This window comes from Pseudomonas sp. WMBT8 (assembly GCF_050916005.1).
Lineage (GTDB): Bacteria > Pseudomonadota > Gammaproteobacteria > Pseudomonadales > Pseudomonadaceae > Aquipseudomonas.
The window spans coordinates 4,728,009-4,749,273 of the sequence record NZ_CP188096.1 but is presented as its reverse complement, the minus strand read 5'-3'; the positions used below and the strand labels follow the sequence as shown (position 1 = coordinate 4,749,273).

The following is a 21,265-nucleotide window of genomic DNA, read 5'->3' as shown; positions in this document are numbered from 1 at the left end:
TGTCACTGGCGTGGCGCCGGCACTTGGTCGAGCAGTTGGGCCAGTACCTGATCCACCTCGAGGCCTTCGATATCCAGCTCCGGGGCGATGCGTACGCGATGGCGCAACACTGCCAGCGCGCAACTCTTGATGTCGTCCGGGGTCACGAACTCGCCACCGCGCAGCAGAGCCCGGGCGCGGGCACCACGTACCAGGGCGATGGAGGCGCGAGGCCCGGCGCCAAGGGCCAGGCCGGGCCAGGTGCGGGTGGTCCGGGCCAGGCGCACGGCGTAGTCGAGTACCTGGTCATCCAACGGCAGCTCACTGGCGACCTGTTGCAACAGCAGTACATCATCGGCCTGCAGTACGGTGCGCAATGGCTGTACGTCGAGCATGTCGGCGCGGGAGGAACGAGTCACTTCGCGCACCATATCCAGCTCTTGCTGCGCCTCTGGGTAGTCCATGCGTACCTTGAGCATGAACCGGTCGAGTTCGGCCTCCGGTAGTGGGTAAGTGCCTTCCTGTTCGATGGGGTTCTGGGTGGCCAGCACCATGAACGGCTGGCCGATGGGCAAGGCTTCACCCTCGAGAGTGACCTGTCGTTCCTGCATGGCTTCGAGCAGGGCGGCCTGGGTTTTCGCCGGGGCCCGGTTGATCTCGTCCGCCAGGAGCAAATGGGTGAACAACGGCCCTTTGCGCAGCTTGAATTGCTCGGTGTGCAGGTCGTACACCGCATGGCCTGTGACATCGCTGGGCATCAGGTCCGGGGTGAACTGGATGCGTGCGAAGTCGCCGTCAAAGCAGCGCGCCAGGGCCCGTACCAGCAAGGTCTTGCCCAGGCCGGGTACGCCTTCGAGCAGCACATGGCCGCCGGCGATCAACGCGGTCAGTACGTCATCGATCACCGCGTCCTGGCCAATCACTGCCTTGCGCAACTCGGTGCGCAGCGCCTGGGCGAGTTGGGTGGCGCGCCCGGTGTCGAGGGTATTGGGTAAATCCACTGGAGAATCGCTCATAGGGCATTCCTGAGGGTTTGCAGGCAGGCCACCTGGCGGCTGAAATCGGCGCTGGAAAGCCGTTTTGCCGGGAGTGGGCCCAGGGCCTGGCTGATAATTGAAGCGGGTTGGCGGGTCAGGCGCTCAAGGGCCTGCCATTGTCCTGCGGTATCCAACTGTTCGAATCCGGGGTGGCGGCGACGTGCGGTACGCAGGATGTCGCGCTGCAAGGCTTGCAACAGGCTGTTTTGCCCGCTGCGGCGCAGCAGGAAGTCGGCACTGGCATTCAGGTGCTCCTGCAATTGACGGCGGGCTTTCGGGGCTGGCGCCTGGATGGGCCCCTGGCGCACGCCGGCGCGCCACAACCCCAGCAGAATCAAGGCGGCCAGTGCTACCAGGGCCTGGGGGAAATACCGCAGCACCAGACTGAACAGGTTTTCGACGTCCGTGTTCGATAGCAGGGTGACATCGCTGCCCTGGGTCAGGTACCACAGCAGCCAGGCGTTGTCGTGCAAGCCGATGGCCGGGGTCTTCCACAGCTCGCTGTCGGTGATCACCGTTACACGACCCAGCCCGAGATCGAGTTGCATCAGGTGGCTGGACTTGGCGCTGTTGGCCGAAAACTGTGCCAGGTGCCTGGGGTCGATCAGGGTGAAGTCAGTGTCGAAACTGAAAAACGCCGGCGCGGTTTCGTTATCGACATACAGCCGTGTCAGGTCCGGTTTCTTGTTCTTGCGGGCGGGGGGCGGCTGGTCAAAGTCATCGCTGAAGGCCTGGCGCAACTGCAGGCGATCGAGCAGCAGGTCGCCGCTGTCCTGGGTTTCTTCATCCCATATGGCTTCGGCCACCAGCAGCAGATGGCCCCCAGCCTTGGTCCACTCCAACAACTGGTCAACCTGGCGCGGGGTCATGTTGCTGCGTTCGCTGAGCAACAGCAGGCTGCCGCCCTTGGCGGGCAGGGTGGCCAGGCGTTCCAGGCTGCGGGCATGCTCGACGGCCAAGCCTTGCTGGCGTAGGAAGTGTTCCGCCGCCAGGTAGGGGTTGGCCTGGGCTTCAGGTGAGGGCCCGCGGTCAACCACTTCTTCGTAGGGAATCGCCTTGTGCCAGGCATAGAAGCTCCCGGCCGTCAGCAGGCAAGCCAGGATCAGTCCAATCCAGATCAGTGGCCGGTTCATCGCGCGGCCTCGCTGTCGAACAAGCTGCGCCAACCGGCGCAGAGCTGTTGCTGGGCCAGGGCAGGCGGTATGCGATGGCCGTAGGCGAGGTTTTGCCAGTGCCGGGTCAGGTCGTCGCTAAAGGCCAGCAATTGCGGCTGTTGCAAGTGGCGCACCCGTTCCAGGACCTGGCCTTCGGTATCGGCGTTTTTCAGTGGCAGGTGGAAGTCATGCAGCAGCCGGCTCAGCAGGCCACGATACAGCAGGCCAAGGGCCTCGCGGGGCTGTGTGGCCCACAGTTGTTCGGCGGCACCGGCAATATCCTCGGGCAAGCTCTGCACGCCCATGTCCAGGCCGAACAGTTGCGACGGCACGGGCTGCACGGCCTTGGGGCGTTGGATGCGGCGGCGACTGACAAAGGCGTGCAGCCAATCACGATAACGCCAGGCAACCAGGGCAATGCCGGCGATCAGCAGGCCCCAGAGCAGCACCTCCATCACCAGGGCCAGGGGCTTGAAGGTGTCGCTGTTGAGATTGTCCAGCAAGGATTTGAGCCAGGCCGGCAGATGGGCACCTCCCGGGGACTTGGCGTTGCTGCTGCTCTTGTCCTCGCCGAAACGGTAGCGGGTAACGGTTTGCGGATTCTTGAACGGGGGTTGTTCCAGCAGGCGCTTGATCGATTGACTGGCTTGCGGCGTGCTCAACGGTTTTGAGTCGACCGGCGGGTTGGCCATGGCCTGGGGCGTTGGCGCGATCACTAGCAGGCCGACAGCCAGCAACAGGGCGGCCACTGCCGACCCCAGGCGCTGGCGCAGGCGGCGGAACACCAATTCCAGGTCCCAGGCTTCAAGCACGGTACGCCGGTTCAGGTAGAGGCTGAATCCACATGCCACGTAGATCGGCTCCCAGAACACCAGGATCAGGGCGTAGAAGGCATTGCTCAGGTGCTCCAGCCAGAGCCAGTCTTGGCTGCTGGCCAATGCCAGTTGCTGCCAGTCCCAGTCCAGCTCTACCTGTTGCGGCAGGAACAGGTAGAACAGCGCCATCAAGCCGATCCACAGCGCCGTTTCCAGGTGCATGCCGATCAGCGTCAGCCAGCGCGCCGCGCCGGCATTGCGTTGCAGCAGCACACCCAGCCGTTGTTGGCGGGCCAGGCCGCCGAGGCCCTCAAGTTGCATCACGGGCATGGCAAAGCTGCGACTGAGGCTAAAGCGCCGCCAGGTCAGGCTGGCCAGCAGTTGCCCCTTGAGCAGCCGTGGCCATTGGCGCAGCGCCTGTTTGAGCGTCGGCGTCTCGCCAAACAGCGCTTTGGACAGGATATACAGCGGCAGGCGCTCAAAGGCCGGTTTCAACCACCAGAACACCAGCACGGCAACGGAGGGGTAGTCCCACAGCACGACGCTGATCAGGATAAAGATCGGCAGGCTGACCAAGGCCCAACTGCTCATCAAGAGCACTCGGTGCTCACGGGCGAGCAACACTCCGAGGTCCATGGCTTCCCACGAGGAGCGGGGGCGAATCACCACGCTGGCGTCACTCAGGCGCATGACGACTCCTGCCGGCGAACAGCAGATAGGCGATCACCATCGCCCAGAGCGCCGCGCCCACCAAGTATTTGCCCCAGGGCTCCACGGCCGTGGTGGAGGACCAATAGGCTTCTATAAAGGCCGCGATCAGCAGGAACAGAATCACCCCGCAGATCATTTGCACGCTCTTACCGGCTGCCAGGCGCAGTGCTTCCCCCCGGGGCAATGCTCCCGGTGCGATCAACGCCCAGCCCAGTTGCAGGCCGGCTGCACCGGCCAGGGCGATGGCCGTCAGTTCAAACGCGCCGTGGCCGATGACAAAGGACCAGAAGGTTTGCCCGTAGCCGATTTCGGTCAGGTGCCCGGCGATGGCCCCGATCATCAGGCCATTGAAAAACAGGAAGAACACGCTGCCCAGGCCAAACAGCAGGCCGCCGGCAAAGGTCTGGAACGCGATGCCGATGTTGTGCATCACGTAGTAGCCGAACATCATCCAGTCCTCACTCGAGGCCCGCTCGGCCGCGCGCCCCAGGCGACTGGCGTCGGGGTCGTACATGGTTTGCATCTCGGTCACTTGCTGGGTACTGACGATGGTGTAGATCAAGTCGGGGGACAGATAGACCAGCAGGGCGATGCCAACCAGGCTGCCAAATAACAGCAGGCTGGCCACCAGCACGAAGCGCCATTGTTCGCGGACCGTGCGGGGAAAGTCGGCCAGCAGGAAGCCCAGGACCTTGGCGCCGAGCTGGCTGCGATGGCGATACAGCTGTTGATGGCCGCGCAGGGCCAGCTGTTGCAACGGGTCTACCAGGTAGCTGCTGTAGCCACGCTCCTGCGCCAACGCCAGGTGCTGGCACAGGCGGCGGTAATCATGGGGGAAGTGCGTCAGCTCATGGGCCTTGGCCTTGCCTTGCTCAAGCAATGCCAGTTGCGCGGCAAAGGCTTGCCAGTGCGGCTGGTGACGGCTTTCGAACAGGCTCTGCTTCATGTCGGCCCCAGCAGGCCGCGGGCCACGCCATTGAGCTGGTCCACGGCGCGTGCCGGGGAAACCTGCAAGGGCGTGGCCAGAATTGCCGCCAGCTCTTGGGTGCGCTCGGCGGACAGTTCACCCTGGCGCTCGGCAAAACCGAGGATCGCGCGCTGCTCGTTCAACGCCAGGGCAAAGGGCAGGCGCAATGCCGGGGCCTGGGGCAAGAGAGGGCGGGCCACGGGCTGTTCGCGGTAAACCACCAGGGTCCCGGCTGCGATGTCGCCCAGGCGTTTGAAGTGGGGATGTTGCAGGCAACTGATGGCGCCGAGGAAATAGCCGAACGGCAACATATCGACAAAACGCAGCAGGTTGCGGATCAAGGAGGCGGACCAGCCAATGGGCGTGCCGTCATCCTGTACCACGCGCAGGCCCATGATCTGCTTGCCCGGTGAACAGCCCTGGTTGAGCACTTCGAACAGCACCATGTACCACCAACTGACGAGGAACAGCAGGATCGAGCCCAGGCCGATGCCCAGGTCGCCGAGAAACGCCAGGGCGATGAACAGGATGCCGAGGATCAGGCCGCGCAGGCCCAGGTCGAAGCCGAATGCCAGCGCCCGGGGCATCAGCCCGGCGGGGCGCAAGGGCAGGTCGATGCCTTCCGGGGTCTCGATCTGGTAGCGAGTGTCCAATGGGGCGGTGGGCATTGCGTTCCCTGGCAGTGCGGCGTGGCTGGGCATGGGCAACCTCATCGGGCGGCCGGCGAAAATGAGAGGTCGATGCTAGCAGTGTCATCGCTGCAAGTAACACCTGAAAATGCGCCAAGGTTTCACTGAATGTTTATCCAGTGCACATGGCGCTGGCCCCGGGCGGCGTCCAGCGCCTAGACTTTGTCGGTCTTCAGCACAGGAATAGCCCGTGACCTCGATCTTCTGGTACGACTATGAAACCACCGGCATCAACCCGCGCAGCGACCGCCCGCTGCAGGTTGCGGGAATTCGCACCGACCATGACCTCAACGAGGTAGGGCCGCCGGTCAACCTCTATTGCCAGCCCAGCGACGATATCCTGCCGCACCCGGCGGCTTGCATGATCACCGGCATTACCCCTGGCCAACTGGCGGAAAAAGGCCTGGCCGAAGCCGACTTCATGACGCGGGTGCATGCTGAGCTGGCGGCCCCCGGCACTTGCGGCGCGGGTTACAACACCCTGCGTTTCGACGACGAAATGACCCGCTACAGCTTGTACCGCAATTTTTTCGACCCCTATGCTCGGGAATGGCAGGGCGGCAACAGTCGCTGGGACTTGATCGATGTGCTGCGCACGGCCTATGCCCTGCGCCCAGACGGAATCGTCTGGCCCGAGCAGGACGGGCGCGTGACCCTCAAGCTGGAGCGCTTGACCCAGGCCAACGGGATCGACCATGGCCAGGCCCACGAGGCCTTGGCCGACGTGCGCGCCACCATTGCCCTGGCGCGATTGGTCCGGGAAAAACAACCCAAGTTGTACGACTGGCTGTTTCAACTGCGCAGCAAACAGCGGGTCATGGATCAGATCCGCCTGTTGCAGCCCATGGTGCATATTTCCGGGCGTTTTTCTGCCGAGCGTCATTACCTGGGAGTGGTCCTGCCGTTGGCTTGGCATCCGCGCAATCGCAACGCGTTGATTGTCTGTGACCTGGGGCTCGACCCACAGGGCCTGCTGGACCTGGATGCCGAAACCCTGCGCCGGCGCCTGTATACCCGGCGCGATGAGTTGGCCGACGGCGAATTGCCGGTGCCGCTCAAATTAGTGCACATCAATCGTTGCCCGGTGGTCGCGCCGCTGAGTGTATTGCGCGCGCAAGACCAGCAGCGTTTGAACCTGGACATGCCTGAATATCAGGCCCGGGCGCTGCGGCTAACTGACGCACAGGAACTTTGGCGGGATAAATTGCCGGCGATTTATGCCGAAGAAGATTTCGCCGCCAGCGCTGACCCGGAGCAACAGCTCTACGATGGTTTTATTGGTGATCGGGATCGGCGGTTATGTGAACAAGTCCGCACTGCCGAACCTGCGCAACTAGCGCGCCAGCAGTGGCCTTTTGATGATCATCGTTTGCCGGAATTATTGTTTCGCTATCGTGCCCGTAACTTTGCGTACACCTTGGACGATGAAGAGCAACAACGCTGGAAATTGTTCTGTCAGCAACGCTTGTCAGACGCGGATTACGGTGCCCCCAATACCCTCGAGAGTTTCAATAAGGCCAGGCTTGAATTGGACGTTAGTGCTACATCGTTTCAGCGCCAGGTACTGGATGAATGGCAAGAATATGTTGATGCTTTACGCCGGCGGCTGAGCCTGTAATCGACCTTTGATAAACAGTGGGCAATAAAAAACGCCAGCGAACTGGCGTTTTTTATTGTGTCGCGAATCAGGTGGCGACCTGGCGAGCCTTAGCCCAGCAGGGTAGCCCAGCCTTCAACCACGTCACCGCCCCACTTGGCTTTCCACTCTTTCAGAGTCTTGTGGTTGCCACCTTTGGTTTCAATCACTTCGCCGTTGTGCGGGTTTTTGTACTGCTTGACCTTACGCGCGCGCTTGGTGCCGGTAACTTTTACCGCGCCGCGTGGTGCTTTAACTTTCGATTCCGGATCCAGCAGCGCAATGATGTCACGCAGGGACTTGGAGTATTCACCCATCAGGGTGCGCAATTTGCCTTCGAATTCCAGCTCGGTTTGCAGTTTGTCGTCTTGGGACAGATTCTTCAAACGGGCTTGCAGCTCTTTGATAGCTTCTTCGGTGGCACGGTATTCGTTGATCAGGGACATGTGGACTACCTTATGCGGGGCGCTGAGGGACAGGGATAGTGGCCTAATAATAGTCAGACAGTTTCCCCAAGTAAACATTTAAGCTCGGTTTTATGTAATTTACTTTGAATGTTTGTAGCCAGAGGCTCGGAGTGCATTATTTAGTGCGCTCGAGCGGCTAAAGATATTCTCCTTAGATCTTGGGTAATTGTGGTAACAGATGCTTGTACACACATAACGCCCAGGTAAAAACCGTACTCTGTTTAGGGACACCACAAGGAATTGCGCGAATAAGCGTTGAGGAATACTGCAGTTTTTCTACGGTATCGCTAGAATGGCGGCCTTTGCGAAGTTCTGGAGTTTGCCCCTAATGCGCACTTTTCGTCTGGTGATTGCCTGCCCGGATCGGGTTGGTATCGTCGCTAAAGTCAGTAACTTTCTGGCCTCTCACAACGGCTGGATCACCGAAGCGAGTCATCACTCGGACAATCTCAGCGGTTGGTTTTTCATGCGCCACGAAATCCGTGCCGACACGCTGCCCTTTGGCCTGGAGGCATTTCGCGAGGCATTTGCGCCAATCGCCGAAGAGTTCTCGATGACATGGCGCATCACCGACACCGAGCAGAAAAAGCGTGTGGTCCTGATGGCCAGCCGCGAGTCCCATTGCCTGGCGGACTTGCTGCACCGCTGGCACAGCGATGAACTGGACTGTGAGATCGCTTGCGTGATTTCCAACCACGATGACCTGCGCAGCATGGTCGAGTGGCACGGCATTCCGTACTACCACGTGCCGGTCGACGCGCAGAACAAACAGCCAGCCTTCACCGAAGTCTCGCGCCTGGTCGAGCAGCATGAAGCGGACGTCGTGGTGCTGGCGCGCTACATGCAAATCCTGCCGCCGGAACTGTGCCGCGAATATGCAGGCAAGGTGATTAACATCCACCACAGCTTCCTGCCGTCGTTTGTCGGGGCCAAGCCGTACCACCAGGCGTCCCTGCGCGGTGTGAAGCTGATTGGCGCAACCTGCCACTACGTCACCGAAGAGCTGGACGCAGGTCCCATCATCGAGCAGGACGTGGTACGCGTCAGCCATAGCGACAGCATTGAAGACATGGTGCGCTTCGGCCGCGATGTCGAGAAGATGGTCCTGGCCCGTGGCCTGCGCTATCACCTGGAGGACCGCGTGCTGGTACACGGCAACAAGACTGTAGTGTTCTGATAAAGCAAAAAGGGCCTGGGCGTTAAATCACCCAGGCCCTTTTTATTTGTGTCAGCTATGAGGGTCGAACGATGAGTGATCCCCTGGATAAAGCCACGTCCAAGGCACCCGCCACCTTGGGCGAGGGTTGCTTGAGCCGCTACGATCCGGATGCCCTGGATGCCGAGGACGGCACGGATTTCCCCGACGCCGCCCGGTTGTGGGAGCAATTGCAGGAAGAGTCAGAGCCGCACGACAAGCCCGGCCCTGGCAAACACAACGCAGATTGAATGTAGGAGCTGTCGAGCCTGAGCGAGGCGGCTCCTACAGTTGATTTGCGATGTCCTCGGGTTTAGATACGGAAGCTCCCCACCAGTTGTTTCAAGCGTGCCGCTTGCTGCTCCAGGTCAGAGCAGGCGCGCAAGGTGGATTGCAGGTTTTCCACGCCTTCCTGGTTGAGCGTATTGATCTCGGTGATATCGATGTTGATCGACTCCACCACCGAGGTCTGCTCCTCGGTGGCGGTGGCCACCGATTGGTTCATGCCGTCGATTTCCCCGATACGCTGGGTCACGCTGCTCAGGCGTTCGCCTGCCAGGTTGGCGATTTCTACGCTGTCGAGGCTGTGGCGCTGGCTTTCGCTCATGGTGCTGACTGAGTCTCGGGCGCCGACTTGCAGCTCCTCGATCATCTTTTGCACCTGTTGCGCCGACTCCTGGGTGCGATGGGCCAGGTTGCGCACCTCGTCGGCCACCACCGCAAACCCGCGTCCGGCTTCCCCGGCGCGCGCCGCCTCGATGGCCGCATTGAGCGCCAGGAGGTTGGTTTGCTGGGAAATACTGGTGATCACTTCGAGGATCTGCCCGATATTCACGGTCTTGCTGTTGAGCGCCTCGATATTGCTGCTGGAGGCGCTGATCATTTCGGACAGTTGCGTCATGGCCTTGATGTTGCGCTCCACCACTTGCTGGCCATCTTCGGCCAGGTGGCGGGCATCGCTGGCCTGGTGCGAGGCCTGCGCGGCATTACGGGCAATTTCCTGGGCGGCGGCGCCCAACTGGTTGATCGCTGCCGCGACACTGTTGGTGCGGTTGGCCTGTTCGTCGGAGTTGACCATCGACGAGTTGGAGGCGCTGACCACGCGCAACGCCACTTCATTGACCTGGCCGGTGGCGGAGGACACTTCGCGAATCGAGGTGTGAATCCGTTCCACAAAGCGGTTGAAGGCTTTGCCGAGGATGCCGAATTCGTCATGGTTCTGGATCGTCAGGCGGCGCGTGAGGTCGCCTTCGCCATCGGCGATGTCTTCCATGGCCCGGGTCATTACATGCAGCGGTTGCATCAGCACGCGGATCAGCATGCCCAGCAACGCAATGATGATCGCCACGGCAATCACGGTGGCAATGATGGCCGAAGTGCGGAATTCGCTGAGCATGGCGAAGGATTTGTCTTTATCTACTGACAGACCGATATACCAGTTCACCGACGGCAAGCCCTTGATCGGGGCGAAGGTGACGATGCGGGTTTTGCCATCAACCTTGATTTCGCTGAAGTCAGCACTGATCTTGACGGTCTGGTTCGGGTACGCCTCGCCCAGGGTCTTCATCACCAGGCTTTTATCCGGGTGCACCAGAATCTTGCCGTCGGCACTGACCAGGAACGCATAGCCCATGCCGCCGAAGCTCAGGGCGCCGATGTTGTCCACCAGGGTTTGCAGGCTCAGGTCACCGCCCACCACGCCGACGCTTCGCCCGGCCTGGCTGCTGGGAGTGGCGATGGAAATGATCAACTGGCCGGTGGCCGCGTCGATATAGGGTTCGGTCAGGGTCGAGCCATTGCTGGCCTGGGCGCCTTTGTACCAGGGACGTGCACGCGGGTCGAAGCCGTCGGGCATCTTCGCGTCGGGGCGGATGGTGAAGCCGCCTTTGCTGTCACCCAGGTAGGTTGCCATGAACGATGACGTCAGGGCTTTCTGCTCGAGCAGGTTGGCGACCACACTCGGCTCGGGATTGATGGCGATGTTCTGGGCGGCGTTTTCCACCAGGACAATACGCCCGGCCAGCCAGCTCTGGGTATTGCTGGCGGTGACGCCGCCCATTTCATGCAGGTAGCTGTCGAGGTCGTCGCGAATCGCGTTTCGTTGCAGGTAGTCGTTGTACAACGTGAACAACGCAAATGCGGCAATGACGATAAGGGCGGCTGCAAGCAGGATTTTGTGGCTGAAGCGCAGATTTTTATTCATGGCTCGTCGTGTCCGCTAAGGTCTTAATGTCCGAGGCGCGTCTTTTATGGAAACGCACAAATGGCAGCGTTAAATAAAGTGTGATATTTCCATCTGCTCCTGCAGGAATTATCCGGTCTAACTTTTTTAGACTTTTTGGGTCTCTCGCTTTGTCTGTATCGACCGTGCAGCGCTAAAGATTAACCATGGGTGACAAAATGCCTGACTCCTCGCAACTTCTTATTGGCGCAGACCTTGAAGGCCAGCCCATTGCCCAGGCCATGCGCCTGGCTAATCGCCATGGCCTGATTGCCGGCGCCACCGGCACCGGCAAGACCGTGACGTTGCAGCGGCTGGCGGAGGCGTTCAGTGATGCTGGCGTCGCGGTGTTCGCCGCCGATATCAAGGGTGACCTGTGTGGCCTCGGCGCCGCGGGCAACCCCCAGGGCAAGGTGGCCGAGCGGATTGCCGGCATGCCTTTCCTGAATTACGCACCTAAGGCATATCCGGTAACTCTGTGGGATATCCACGGTCAGTCCGGTCATCCACTTCGTACAACCTTGAGCGAAATGGGCCCACTGTTGCTGGGCAGCCTGCTGGAGTTGACCGACAGCCAGCAGTCGACCCTCTATGCAGCGTTTAAAGTGGCAGACCGCGAGGGCTTGCTGCTGCTGGATCTCAAGGACCTCAAGGCCCTGCTCAACCACCTCAAGTTCCACCCCGAGCTGCTGGGCGATGATGCGGCCCTGATGACCACGGGCTCCAGCCAGGCTTTGCTGCGGCGCCTGGCCGTGCTGGAACAGCAGGGCGCCGAAGCCCTGTTCGGCGAGCCGGCGCTGCAACTGGAAGATATTCTGCAACCGGCCAGCGATGGGCGAGGGCGCATTCATCTGTTGGATGCCAGCCGCCTGGTGCACGAGTCGCCCAAGGTTTATGCGACCTTCTTGCTGTGGCTGCTGGCGGAGCTGTTCGAGCAGTTGCCGGAGCGCGGGGATGCCGACAAGCCGCTGCTGGCGCTGTTTTTCGACGAGGCGCATTTGCTGTTTGCCGATACGCCCAAGGCCTTGCAGGACCGCCTGGAACAAGTGGTGCGGCTGATTCGCTCCAAAGGCGTGGGGGTATATTTTGTCACCCAATCGCCGGGCGACTTGCCGGACAACGTGCTGGCCCAGTTGGGCTTGCGGATCCAGCATGGCCTGCGCGCATTCACCACCAAGGAACAAAAATCCCTGCGGGCGGTGGCTGATGGTTTCCGGCCGAACCCGGCGTTTGATGCGCTGGCGGTGTTGACCGAACTGGGCACGGGTGAGGCGCTGGTGGGCACGCTGCAGGAAAAAGGCACGCCTGAGGTAGTCCAACGGGTGCTGGTGGCACCGCCGCAATCACGGATCGGGCCATTGACCGCCGCCGAGCGTACGGCCTTGATCGCCAGTTCGTCGCTTTTGGGGCGCTACGACAAGCCGGTTGATCGTGAGTCGGCCTATGAAGTGCTGATGGCACGCAAGGAGCTGGGACCTGCGGCAAGTGCTGCGCCCGCCGCTGAAGAACCGAGCTTCACCGACAAGGCCGGCGCGTTCCTGGGAACCACCGCGGGCAAGGCCCTCAAGTCTGCGATGCAGCAGGCGGCCAACCAGATGGGCCGCCAGTTGGTGCGCGGGCTGCTGGGGTCCTTGCTTGGCGGTAGCAAGCGTAAGTAGCCATCAAGGTCTATACAACCCATTGTGGGAGCGGGCTTGCCCGCGATTGCGGTGTATCAGTCGATACATGTGCCGACTGGCACGCCGCAATCGCGAGCAAGCTCGCTCCTACATGGGGTTGTGCAGTTTTCAGGCCTTGGGCTTGCCATGACTGGCCAGCCGCTCCAGCGCCGCACGCAGCTTTGGATCGCTAATCCCGTCCGCCGTCGCCTGGATGGTTTCGGCGGCATTCACCGACAAATCCATGGTATGCCCCACCGCACCTTGCTGTACGGTCGGTGGCTGGACCTTGAACTGAATGCGCAGCAGGCTGGCAAACACATCAAACGCCTGTAACTGGCGCTGCAAGCGTTTTTGCTGGTAACGCAGGCGGGTCGCCCAATGCCCATCGGTGACGATCAGCAGTAGCGTGCCTTCACGCCATGACGCCACATGACAGTGCTCGCGGGCCGCAGGTTGCAGTTGGGTTTCCAGGAGGCGTTGCAGGTGGCCCAGGCGTTGCGCATGGCCAAAGATGGCTTTTAACGGCTTGGCTTCGCGCAGCAACACGGCGGGAGCACGGGCCGTAAGAGGGCGAAATGCCATGATCTAGACACCTTAGGTAACAGAGCGGCCATGGTAGCAGAAAGCGTGTGCGGCACCTTGGTCATTGCTTTGTCAGCAGTTTATCCATTAAATCAATAAGTAACTTCTCGCTCGAATGGGTTGAAGTTCAGCAAAAAGCCCTTATTTTAAACAAGCCCTCCCGTAACGCTGTGTCTGCATCGTGGAACAACGCCACTTTCCTCACCCTCGTTTCCGGGTAGAATGCTCGTTCGCATGCGGCCGTGAGGGCTGCTCGGGCGACTTACGGGGCGCCCCTTCATCCCTAATGTGTGGAAGAACCTGCCGATATGTTTGCGCCTTTGTTAAAGAAACTTTTTGGAAGCAAGAATGAGCGCGAAGTCAAACGCATGCTCAAGACGGTGCAGCTGGTCAATGCCTTCGAAGAGCAGATGGTTGCTTTGTCGGACGAGCAATTGCGCGCCAAGACCGAAGAGTTCAAGGCCCGCATAGCCAAAGGTGAAACCCTCGACAAACTGCTGCCCGAAGCCTTTGCGGTCGCCCGCGAAGCCGGTAAGCGGGTGATGGGCATGCGCCACTTCGACGTCCAGTTGATCGGCGGCATGACCCTGCATGAAGGCATGATCGCCGAAATGCGTACCGGTGAAGGCAAGACCCTGGTAGCAACCCTGGGTGTTTACCTCAACGCACTGTCCGGCAAGGGCGTGCACGTTGTGACGGTGAACGACTACCTGGCCCGCCGGGACGCCAACTGGATGCGCCCGCTGTATGAATTCCTCGGCCTGACCGTCGGCGTGGTAACGCCGTTCCAGCCGCCGGAAGAGAAGCGCGCCGCCTACGCCGCCGACATCACCTACGGCACCAACAACGAATTCGGTTTCGACTACCTGCGCGACAACATGGCGTTCAGCATGGAAGAAAAATTCCAGCGCGAACTCAACTTTGCCGTGATCGACGAAGTCGACTCCATCCTCATCGACGAAGCCCGTACCCCGCTGATCATCTCCGGGCAGGCCGAGGACAGCTCGCGCCTGTACACCGAGATCAACAAGCTGATCCCGCGCCTTGAGCAACATATCGAGGAAGTGGAAGGCGTGGTGACCAAAGAAGGTCATTACTCCATCGACGAGAAGACCCGCCAGGTCGAGCTCAACGAAGCCGGTCACCAGTTCGTCGAAGAGATGCTGACCCAGATCGGCCTGCTGGCGGAAGGCGAAAGCCTGTACTCGGCACACAACCTGGGCCTGCTGACCCACGTGTATGCCGGCCTGCGCGCCCACAAGCTGTTCCACCGCAACGTTGAATACATCGTCCAGGACGGCCAGGTGGTACTGGTCGACGAACACACCGGCCGTACCATGCCCGGTCGTCGTTTGTCCGAAGGCCTACACCAGGCCATCGAAGCCAAAGAAGTGCTCAATATCCAGGCCGAGAGCCAGACATTGGCCTCGACCACCTTCCAGAACTACTTCCGCCTGTACAACAAGCTGTCCGGCATGACCGGTACCGCTGATACCGAAGCGTTCGAATTCCACCAGATCTACGGTCTGTCGGTGATGGTCATCCCGCCGAACAAACCGCTGGCGCGTAAAGACTACAACGACCTGGTGTTCCTGACCGCTGACGAGAAATACGCAGCCATCGTCGCCGACATCAAGGAGTGCATGACCCAAGGCCGTCCGGTCCTGGTGGGTACTGCGACCATCGAAACCTCCGAGCACATGTCGAACCTGCTCAACAAGGAAGGTATCGAGCACAAGGTCCTCAACGCCAAGTTCCACGAAAAAGAAGCCGAGATCATTGCCCAGGCCGGTCGCCCTGGCGCGCTGACCATCGCTACCAACATGGCCGGTCGTGGTACCGACATCCTGTTGGGCGGCAACTGGGAAGTGGAAGTGGCTTCCCTGGACAACCCGACCCCTGAGCAGATCGCCCAGATCAAGGCCGACTGGCAGAAACGCCACCAGGCAGTACTGGAATCCGGTGGTTTGCAGGTGATCGCGTCTGAGCGCCATGAGTCGCGCCGTATCGACAACCAGCTGCGTGGCCGTGCCGGTCGCCAGGGCGACGCCGGTTCCAGCCGCTTCTATCTGTCCCTGGAAGACAGCCTGATGCGTATCTTCGCCTCGGATCGGGTGAAGAACTTCATGAAGGCCCTGGGCATGCAGTCCGGTGAAGCGATCGAGCACCGCATGGTGACCAACGCCATCGAAAAGGCCCAGCGCAAGGTCGAAGGCCGCAACTTCGACATTCGTAAGCAACTGCTGGAGTTCGATGACGTCAACAACGAACAGCGTAAAGTGATTTATCACATGCGTAACACGTTGCTGGCCGCCGACAACATTGGCGAAACCATCGCCGACTTCCGTCAGGACGTGCTCAACGCCACCGTCAGCGCCCATATCCCGCCACAGTCCCTGCCTGAACAGTGGGATGTTGCCGGCCTGGAAGCGGCGTTGAAGAGCGACTTCGGTGTCGATCTGCCGGTCCAGCAATGGCTCGACGAAGACGACCACCTGTACGAAGAAACCCTGCGCGAAAAACTGATGGCCGAACTGCTGGCCGCGTACAACGAGAAAGAAGAGCAAGCCAGCGCCGAAGCACTGCGCACCTTCGAGAAGCAAATCGTTCTGCGTGTGCTGGACGACCTGTGGAAAGACCACTTGTCGACCATGGACCACCTGCGTCACGGCATCCACCTGCGTGGCTACGCCCAGAAGAACCCGAAGCAGGAGTACAAGCGCGAGTCGTTCACGCTGTTCTCCGAGTTGCTGGATTCGATCAAGCGCGATTCGATTCGTGTGCTGTCCCATGTTCAGGTGCGTCGCGAAGACCCGATCGAGGAAGAAGCCCGTCTGCGTCAGGAAGCCGAAGCCCTTGCCGCGCGCATGCAGTTCCAGCATGACGAAGCACCAGGCCTTGAGTCGCCGCAAGTGTTGGGCGAAGAGGTCGATGTGGCCCTGGCCCAGGCGCCGGTACGCAATGAGCAGAAGCTGGGCCGCAACGAGCCGTGCTGGTGCGGTTCGGGCAAGAAGTTCAAACACTGCCACGGCGAAATCAATTAAGATTTTTGCCTGAAGCTGCAATACCCCGCGCCGCGACCGGCATCAGCCGTCGCGGCGTTTTGCCATTTAATCACCGTCGACGACGACGGTGCAGACATCACATCGTTAAGGAGCGCATTCATGGCTGTTGGTCTTGGTCCTTTGCCCACGTTGCACCCGGTTGCCGGTTTTGAACTCGGTATCGCTTCGGCCGGTATCAAGCGCCCCGGGCGCAAGGACGTGGTAGTGATGCGCTGTGCCGAAGGTTCGACCATCGCCGGCGTGTTCACCCTGAACGCGTTTTGCGCGGCGCCCGTGATCCTCGCCAAGCAACGTGTCGAAGGCCCGGTGCGCTACCTGTTGACCAACACCGGCAATGCCAACGCCGGCACCGGCGAGCCTGGCCTGGCCGCGGCTGCGCGCACCTGCGCCAAACTCGCGGAGTTGACCGGCGTGGACGCCAGCCAGGTGCTGCCGTACTCCACCGGGGTGATCGGCGAGCCGTTGCCCGTGGAAAAAATCGAAGGCGCACTGCAAGCCGCGCTGGACGACCTGTCCGTGGATAACTGGGCGGCCGCGGCCACCGGGATCATGACCACCGACACCTTGCCCAAGGGCGCCAGCCGCCAGTTCGTGCATGAAGGCGTGACCGTCACCGTGACCGGCATCAGCAAAGGCGCGGGCATGATCCGCCCGAACATGGCGACCATGCTCGGCTACATCGCCACCGACGCCAACGTCTCCCGGGACGTGCTGCAAAACCTGATGCTCGATGGCGCCAACAAGTCGTTCAACCGCATCACCATCGACGGCGATACCTCGACCAACGACTGCTGCATGTTGATTGCCACCGGCAAAGCCAACCTGCCGCAAATCACCTCGTCCAACGGTCCGCTGTTCGCGGCGTTGAAGCAGGCAGTATTTGAAGTGTGCATGGACGTGGCCCAGGCCATCGTGCGTGACGGCGAAGGCGCGACCAAGTTCGTCACCGTTGAAGTCAACGGCGGCGGCAATCACCAGGAATGCCTGGACGTCGGCTACACCGTGGCCCACTCGCCGCTGATCAAGACCGCGCTGTTTGCGTCCGACCCGAACTGGGGCCGGATCCTCGCCGCGGTTGGCCGTGCCGGCGTGCCGAACCTGGATGTGAGCAAGATCGACGTGTTCCTCGGCGATGTGTGCATCGCCAGCCGTGGCGCCCGTGCCCAAACCTACACCGAAGCCCAGGGCTCGGCGGTGATGCAGCAGGAAGAAATTACCATCCGTATCGAACTGGGGCGCGGTGAGTGCAGCGAAACCATCTGGACCACTGACCTGTCCCACGAGTACGTGAAGATCAACGCCGAATACCGCACCTGATACCTGTTCGGGGCATTGGCAATGCCCCGGCAGGCGCCGGCTTAGAGGACGTAATACCGTGAAACGAGTTCATGTAGCAGCCGCAGTCATTCGCGGTACCGATGGCCGGATTTTGCTCGCGCGTCGTGCAGACACCCAGCACCAGGGCGGCCTATGGGAGTTTCCAGGAGGCAAGGTGGAGGCCGATGAATCGGTTTTCACCGCACTGGGCCGAGAGCTGCAGGAGGAACTGGGTATCCAGGTCACTACCGCACGACCGTTGATCCAGGTTCAGCATGATTACCCGGACAAGCAGGTGCTGCTGGATGTCTGGGAGGTTTCGGCGTTTACCGGCGAGCCCCATGGCGCAGAAGGGCAGCCTCTTGAATGGGTGGCGCCACGGGACTTGCAGAGCTACGAGTTTCCAGCGGCCAACGCACCAATCGTCGCTGCTGCCCGCCTGCCCGCCGACTACCTGATCACCCCAGGTGAACTGGAAACCCCGGTGCTGTTGCGCGGTATCCAGAAAGCCATTGCCGGTGGCACCAAGCTGATTCAGTTGCGCGCGCCCAATGGCTACGACCCCAAGTACCGCGACCTGGCGGTGGATGCAGTGGGGTTGTGTGCCGGCAAGGCGCAGTTGATGCTCAAGGGGCCATTCGAATGGCTCGGCGACTTCCCTGCGGCAGGATGGCACATGACTTCGGCGCAGCTGCGCAAATACGCCAGCAAAGGCCGGCCGTTGCCCAAGGACCGCTGGTTGGCGGCGTCTTGCCACAATGCCGAAGAACTGGCATTGGCCGAATTGATGGACGTGGACTTCGTCACTCTGTCACCGGTGCAGCCGACCCAGACTCACCCTGATGCGCAACCTCTGGGTTGGGAGCAGGCGGCGCAGTTGATCAAAGGCTTCAGCAAGCCCGTGTTCCTGTTGGGTGGGGTTGGGCCTGACGAGCGGGAGAAGGCCTGGGAGAGCGGGGCGCAGGGTGTTGCGGGGATTCGGGCGTTCTGGCCTGAGGTGTGAGTCGTCAGTGCCGGCCCCATCGCAGGCAAGCCAGCTCCCACATTTGAATGTATTCACAAATCAAAATGTGGGAGCGGGCTTGCCCGCGATGAGGCCCGCTCAAGCAATACAAAATCCAGCAATAACCTCAGTGCGGCTTAGCCGCCGCCTGCCACAAAACCTCCGCAACCCCTTGCCGCCTGGCAATCACCCTTGCTGCCACAAACAGCAAATCCGATAGCCGGTTGATGTACGCCAAACCTACCCCCTCCAACGGCTCCAGTGCATTCAATTGCTGGCAGCGCCGCTCGGCGCTGCGGGCCAGGCTACGGCACACATGGGCCTGGGCAATCAGCGCCGAACCACCGGGCAGGATGAAGTTTTCCAACGGCCCCACTTCTTCATTCCAGCGATCAATCGCCGCTTCCAACCGGTCCACCTCGCCCGCATTGAGCGCCTTATAGACCGGCATCGCCAATTCGCCACCTAGGTCAAACAGTCGATGCTGGCAGGGTGTCAGTACCTCGATCACATCCTTCAACGCCGGATGCTGGCCGCTTTGCTCCTCAAGCCCGGCCAGCAGCAGGCCCAATTGGCTGTTGAGGCTGTCCACCTCGCCGATCGCCTCCACCCGGGGGTGATCCTTGGGCACGCGGCGGCCGTCACCCAGGCCGGTTTCGCCTTTGTCGCCGGTACGGGTGTAAATTTTCGACAGGCGAAAGCCCATGGTCAGTGCTCCAGTTGAGTCAGTTCGTGGGGGGCAAGCTGGCTGCCGGCCAACGGCAGGCGCAAGGTGAAACAGGTGCCCTGGCCCAGGGTGGAGTGAACCTCCATCTGGCCCTTGTGATTGTTGGTGATGATGAAGTACGAGACCGACAGGCCCAGCCCTGTGCCCTGGCCGATTTCCTTGGTGGTGAAGAAGGGCTCGAAGGTGCGCTTGCGCACGTTCTCACTCATGCCGATGCCATTGTCCTCTACCTGGATCTCGGCCCATGGTGGGTTGAGCCGGGTGCGCAGGATGATACGCCCCGGCTCGCTGTCGTCTTCGCGCAGGTGGATGGCCTGGGCGGCGTTTTTCAGCAGGTTGAGCAGCACCTGCTCCAGCTCGTTGGCGGTGCCAGGCACCGGGCCCAGCAAAGGATCGAACTGGCGGATGATTGCCTGGCCCTTGAAGTCGAAGCCGATGGCCAGGTCGAAGTCGTTACCGGCAATTTCTACCGCTTGGTCGATCAACGCTGGCAGGTCGCAAGGTGCCATCTGGCGATTGCTGCGGCGGCTGAAACTGAGCATATGGGTGACGATTTTTGCCGCACGGGCCCCGGCTTGCTGGATGCCGTCGAGCAGTTGCGGTACTTCGCGGCTTTGCAGGTAGCGGTTGACCGTCTCCAGTTCCACGCCCACCTGTTCGGCGTGCTCCTGGTTTTTCGGGAGGTCCGCCGACAGCCGCCGCCGGATGTTTTGCACGTTATGCAGGATCGCCCCCAGGGGGTTGTTGATCTCGTGGGCCATGCCCGCTGCCAGCCCGCCGACCGACAGCATTTTTTCCGACTGCACCATCATCTCTTCCAGGGACAGACGCTGGGTGATGTCATCGATGCGGATCACCACCCCGCGCCCGGCGCCGCCCATCAGCGGGTAAAAGGTCAGGGCATAGTGCTTGGGCTCGTCGTCCTTGACCCAGGTGACACGCTCGATGCGCTCCACCGTGTGCTGTTCCACCGCGGCCTTGAGCTGCGGCAGGTAGGGCTTGAGCGGCTCGAAGGCAAGGAAGATCGGCTGGTTCAGGGCTTCGCCCAGGCGTGTGCCGGACAGGGCACTGGCTTCCTGGTTCCATTGGGTGACATAGAGCTGCTCGTCCAGGGCGATCAAGGCAGATGGCATGGAGTCGATGATGCTGTTCAGATAATTCTGGAAACCGGTGAGTTTTTTCTCGATTTTGCTGCGCACCTGGACTTCCAGCTCCAGCTTGCGGTTGGTATGCCGTGTTTCCTCGGCCAGGCCCTGGGCCTGGTCATAGGCGGCCTGGGAGTCGTCCCGCGCACGCTTGAGCTGCTGCTCGCGGGCTTCGATGCGTGACAGCATGGTATTGAACGCTTCGGCCAGGCTGCCGATTTCGTCATGGTTGCCGCGCCCGGCCCGCAGGGCGTAGTTCTCCTCGCGGGTGACCTGGCGCGACAATTCTTCCAGCTCATGGATGGGCCGGGTAATCAGGCGCTTGATCTGTCGGGCGATCACCAGCCACAGCAGGATGCTGAAAATCAGGATGCCGAGGCTGGCGGTCAGGGTGCCGGTGTAGAAGGCGACCGGCAGTTCGCTACTGGCCACCAGCAGCAAATGCCCCGAGGGCAAGCCGGGGCGGGGCAGGGTGATGATTTGATTGCTGCGAAATTCGGTGACCCGCCAGGCTTCGATGTCGCGGTAGTGTGCCGGCAGTTGCAGGCGGTCGCCGTGTTGTAGCTGCGCCAGGCGACTGCCTTCACCGTCATACAGGGCCGCCGCCCGTAGTGGCGAATAGCTGGTCAGCTCGTTGAGCAGGGCGTCGGCCTTGGCGGGAGAATCCAGGGCTTGCGCGGCGAGGGCCGGGTTGGAGACCAGCCGGCCAATAGCCTGCAAGGCTTGCGGGGCCATGCTTTCCTGGGAGATCCAGTAGGCGGCGCTGATAAAGGTCAGGTTGGCCACCAGCAGCACGGTGGTCAGCAGTACCAGCAGGGCCGCCAGCAGTTTCTGCCCAACGGGGAGATTTTCGAGACGCTGGCGCAGTGGCATCAGGTTGTTCGCAGGCAAGGA

General features: G+C 61.1%; 17 protein-coding genes and 1 pseudogene. 7 read left to right on the top strand and 11 right to left on the bottom strand.

Going from position 1 to position 21,265, the window contains the following annotated elements; translation table 11 throughout:
• Nucleotides 1-2: 2 nt before the first annotated feature.
• The 5 genes from ACO77H_RS21610 to ACO77H_RS21590 are packed head-to-tail and all read right to left on the bottom strand — an operon-like array spanning nucleotide 3 to nucleotide 5,331.
• Nucleotides 3-995 carry an AAA family ATPase gene (locus ACO77H_RS21610; RefSeq protein ID WP_169954645.1) on the bottom strand — a complete coding sequence of 331 codons (993 nt, stop codon included), beginning with the start codon at nucleotides 993-995 and terminating at the stop codon, nucleotides 3-5.
• Nucleotides 992-2,149, bottom strand: a complete 1,158-nt coding sequence (locus ACO77H_RS21605; RefSeq protein WP_169954646.1) for a DUF4350 domain-containing protein — start codon at nucleotides 2,147-2,149, stop codon at nucleotides 992-994. Before ACO77H_RS21605 ends, ACO77H_RS21610 begins: the two co-directional genes overlap by 4 nt.
• On the bottom strand, nucleotides 2,146-3,675 hold the full coding sequence (locus tag ACO77H_RS21600) for a DUF4129 domain-containing protein (RefSeq protein WP_432754545.1): 1,530 nt from the start codon (nucleotides 3,673-3,675) through the stop codon (nucleotides 2,146-2,148). Before ACO77H_RS21600 ends, ACO77H_RS21605 begins: the two co-directional genes overlap by 4 nt.
• Entirely contained in the window at nucleotides 3,662-4,642 is a 981-nt protein-coding gene (locus tag ACO77H_RS21595; RefSeq protein WP_432754544.1) for a stage II sporulation protein M, read from the bottom strand. The genes ACO77H_RS21600 and ACO77H_RS21595 overlap by 14 nt, the downstream gene beginning before the upstream one ends.
• The gene (locus tag ACO77H_RS21590) at nucleotides 4,639-5,331 is read right to left on the bottom strand and encodes an RDD family protein (protein ID WP_170041889.1); all 693 of its coding nucleotides are present in this window, start codon (nucleotides 5,329-5,331) and stop codon (nucleotides 4,639-4,641) included. The genes ACO77H_RS21595 and ACO77H_RS21590 overlap by 4 nt, the downstream gene beginning before the upstream one ends.
• Before the next feature lie 211 nt (nucleotides 5,332-5,542).
• Here ACO77H_RS21590 and sbcB point away from each other — a divergent pair, with 211 nt between their 5' ends.
• A complete protein-coding gene (gene sbcB, locus ACO77H_RS21585) occupies nucleotides 5,543-6,970 on the top strand; it encodes an exodeoxyribonuclease I (RefSeq protein ID WP_170041890.1) in 1,428 nt (475 codons plus the stop codon).
• Between the two features lie 89 nt (nucleotides 6,971-7,059).
• On the opposite strand, the gene mvaT is transcribed toward sbcB, so the two are convergent.
• Entirely contained in the window at nucleotides 7,060-7,434 is a 375-nt protein-coding gene (mvaT, locus tag ACO77H_RS21580; protein WP_029295469.1) for a histone-like nucleoid-structuring protein MvaT, read from the bottom strand.
• A 349-nt stretch (nucleotides 7,435-7,783) separates the two neighbouring features.
• On the opposite strand from mvaT, the gene purU reads away from it, so the two are divergent.
• Together purU and ACO77H_RS21570 are read left to right on the top strand one after the other, a co-directional pair.
• Nucleotides 7,784-8,632: a formyltetrahydrofolate deformylase gene (gene purU, locus ACO77H_RS21575; protein ID WP_169954651.1), complete on the top strand. Its 849-nt coding sequence runs from the start codon at nucleotides 7,784-7,786 to the stop codon at nucleotides 8,630-8,632.
• A gap of 71 nt (nucleotides 8,633-8,703) precedes the next feature.
• Nucleotides 8,704-8,901 carry a hypothetical protein gene (locus ACO77H_RS21570; RefSeq protein ID WP_169954652.1) on the top strand — a complete coding sequence of 66 codons (198 nt, stop codon included), beginning with the start codon at nucleotides 8,704-8,706 and terminating at the stop codon, nucleotides 8,899-8,901.
• Nucleotides 8,902-8,963: 62 nt separating this feature from the next.
• Here ACO77H_RS21570 and ACO77H_RS21565 read toward each other — a convergent pair whose 3' ends face one another.
• Complete coding sequence (locus ACO77H_RS21565) at nucleotides 8,964-9,728, bottom strand: methyl-accepting chemotaxis protein (RefSeq protein ID WP_371923390.1); 765 nt, start codon at nucleotides 9,726-9,728, stop codon at nucleotides 8,964-8,966.
• A 141-nt stretch (nucleotides 9,729-9,869) separates the two neighbouring features.
• Nucleotides 9,870-10,709 (bottom strand): annotated as a pseudogene (locus ACO77H_RS21560) (HAMP domain-containing protein); the annotation flags it as partial.
• A 341-nt stretch (nucleotides 10,710-11,050) separates the two neighbouring features.
• Here ACO77H_RS21560 and ACO77H_RS21555 point away from each other — a divergent pair.
• On the top strand, nucleotides 11,051-12,529 hold the full coding sequence (locus ACO77H_RS21555) for a helicase HerA-like domain-containing protein (RefSeq protein ID WP_170041960.1): 1,479 nt from the start codon (nucleotides 11,051-11,053) through the stop codon (nucleotides 12,527-12,529).
• 129 nt (nucleotides 12,530-12,658) lie between these two features.
• Here the strand turns inward: ACO77H_RS21555 and ACO77H_RS21550 are convergent, their stop codons facing one another.
• On the bottom strand, nucleotides 12,659-13,114 hold the full coding sequence (locus ACO77H_RS21550) for a DUF721 domain-containing protein (protein WP_169954654.1): 456 nt from the start codon (nucleotides 13,112-13,114) through the stop codon (nucleotides 12,659-12,661).
• Between the two features lie 308 nt (nucleotides 13,115-13,422).
• Here ACO77H_RS21550 and secA point away from each other — a divergent pair, with 308 nt between their 5' ends.
• The 3 genes from secA to ACO77H_RS21535 all read left to right on the top strand — a co-directional run bounded on the left by secA (nucleotide 13,423) and on the right by ACO77H_RS21535 (nucleotide 18,499).
• On the top strand, nucleotides 13,423-16,158 hold the full coding sequence (gene secA, locus ACO77H_RS21545) for a preprotein translocase subunit SecA (RefSeq protein ID WP_169954655.1): 2,736 nt from the start codon (nucleotides 13,423-13,425) through the stop codon (nucleotides 16,156-16,158).
• A 120-nt stretch (nucleotides 16,159-16,278) separates the two neighbouring features.
• A complete protein-coding gene (argJ, locus tag ACO77H_RS21540; protein ID WP_432754543.1) occupies nucleotides 16,279-17,496 on the top strand; it encodes a bifunctional glutamate N-acetyltransferase/amino-acid acetyltransferase ArgJ in 1,218 nt (405 codons plus the stop codon).
• Between the two features lie 58 nt (nucleotides 17,497-17,554).
• A complete protein-coding gene (locus ACO77H_RS21535; RefSeq protein WP_432754542.1) occupies nucleotides 17,555-18,499 on the top strand; it encodes a Nudix family hydrolase in 945 nt (314 codons plus the stop codon).
• A 127-nt stretch (nucleotides 18,500-18,626) separates the two neighbouring features.
• On the opposite strand, the gene ACO77H_RS21530 is transcribed toward ACO77H_RS21535, so the two are convergent.
• Both ACO77H_RS21530 and ACO77H_RS21525 read right to left on the bottom strand, forming a co-directional pair.
• Nucleotides 18,627-19,205: a cob(I)yrinic acid a,c-diamide adenosyltransferase gene (locus ACO77H_RS21530; RefSeq protein ID WP_169954658.1), complete on the bottom strand. Its 579-nt coding sequence runs from the start codon at nucleotides 19,203-19,205 to the stop codon at nucleotides 18,627-18,629.
• A gap of 2 nt (nucleotides 19,206-19,207) precedes the next feature.
• A complete protein-coding gene (locus tag ACO77H_RS21525; protein WP_170057090.1) occupies nucleotides 19,208-21,244 on the bottom strand; it encodes a sensor histidine kinase in 2,037 nt (678 codons plus the stop codon).
• Between the last annotated feature and the right edge of the window lie 21 nt (nucleotides 21,245-21,265).

Bases quoted from the DNA above. Each gene is read 5' to 3' on its own strand.
- ACO77H_RS21565 (WP_371923390.1), bottom strand. From the start codon at position 9,728: ATGGTCAACTCCGACGAACAGGCCAACCGCACCAACAGTGTCGCGGCA.
- purU (WP_169954651.1), top strand. From the start codon at position 7,784: ATGCGCACTTTTCGTCTGGTGATTGCCTGCCCGGATCGGGTTGGTATC.
- ACO77H_RS21550 (WP_169954654.1), bottom strand. From the start codon at position 13,114: ATGGCATTTCGCCCTCTTACGGCCCGTGCTCCCGCCGTGTTGCTGCGC.
- ACO77H_RS21595 (WP_432754544.1), bottom strand. From the start codon at position 4,642: ATGAAGCAGAGCCTGTTCGAAAGCCGTCACCAGCCGCACTGGCAAGCC.
- ACO77H_RS21555 (WP_170041960.1), top strand. From the start codon at position 11,051: ATGCCTGACTCCTCGCAACTTCTTATTGGCGCAGACCTTGAAGGCCAG.
- ACO77H_RS21590 (WP_170041889.1), bottom strand. From the start codon at position 5,331: ATGCCCACCGCCCCATTGGACACTCGCTACCAGATCGAGACCCCGGAA.
- secA (WP_169954655.1), top strand. From the start codon at position 13,423: ATGTTTGCGCCTTTGTTAAAGAAACTTTTTGGAAGCAAGAATGAGCGC.
- ACO77H_RS21600 (WP_432754545.1), bottom strand. From the start codon at position 3,675: ATGCGCCTGAGTGACGCCAGCGTGGTGATTCGCCCCCGCTCCTCGTGG.
- ACO77H_RS21610 (WP_169954645.1), bottom strand. From the start codon at position 995: ATGAGCGATTCTCCAGTGGATTTACCCAATACCCTCGACACCGGGCGC.
- mvaT (WP_029295469.1), bottom strand. From the start codon at position 7,434: ATGTCCCTGATCAACGAATACCGTGCCACCGAAGAAGCTATCAAAGAG.
- ACO77H_RS21525 (WP_170057090.1), bottom strand. From the start codon at position 21,244: ATGCCACTGCGCCAGCGTCTCGAAAATCTCCCCGTTGGGCAGAAACTG.
- ACO77H_RS21530 (WP_169954658.1), bottom strand. From the start codon at position 19,205: ATGGGCTTTCGCCTGTCGAAAATTTACACCCGTACCGGCGACAAAGGC.
- ACO77H_RS21570 (WP_169954652.1), top strand. From the start codon at position 8,704: ATGAGTGATCCCCTGGATAAAGCCACGTCCAAGGCACCCGCCACCTTG.
- ACO77H_RS21605 (WP_169954646.1), bottom strand. From the start codon at position 2,149: ATGAACCGGCCACTGATCTGGATTGGACTGATCCTGGCTTGCCTGCTG.
- argJ (WP_432754543.1), top strand. From the start codon at position 16,279: ATGGCTGTTGGTCTTGGTCCTTTGCCCACGTTGCACCCGGTTGCCGGT.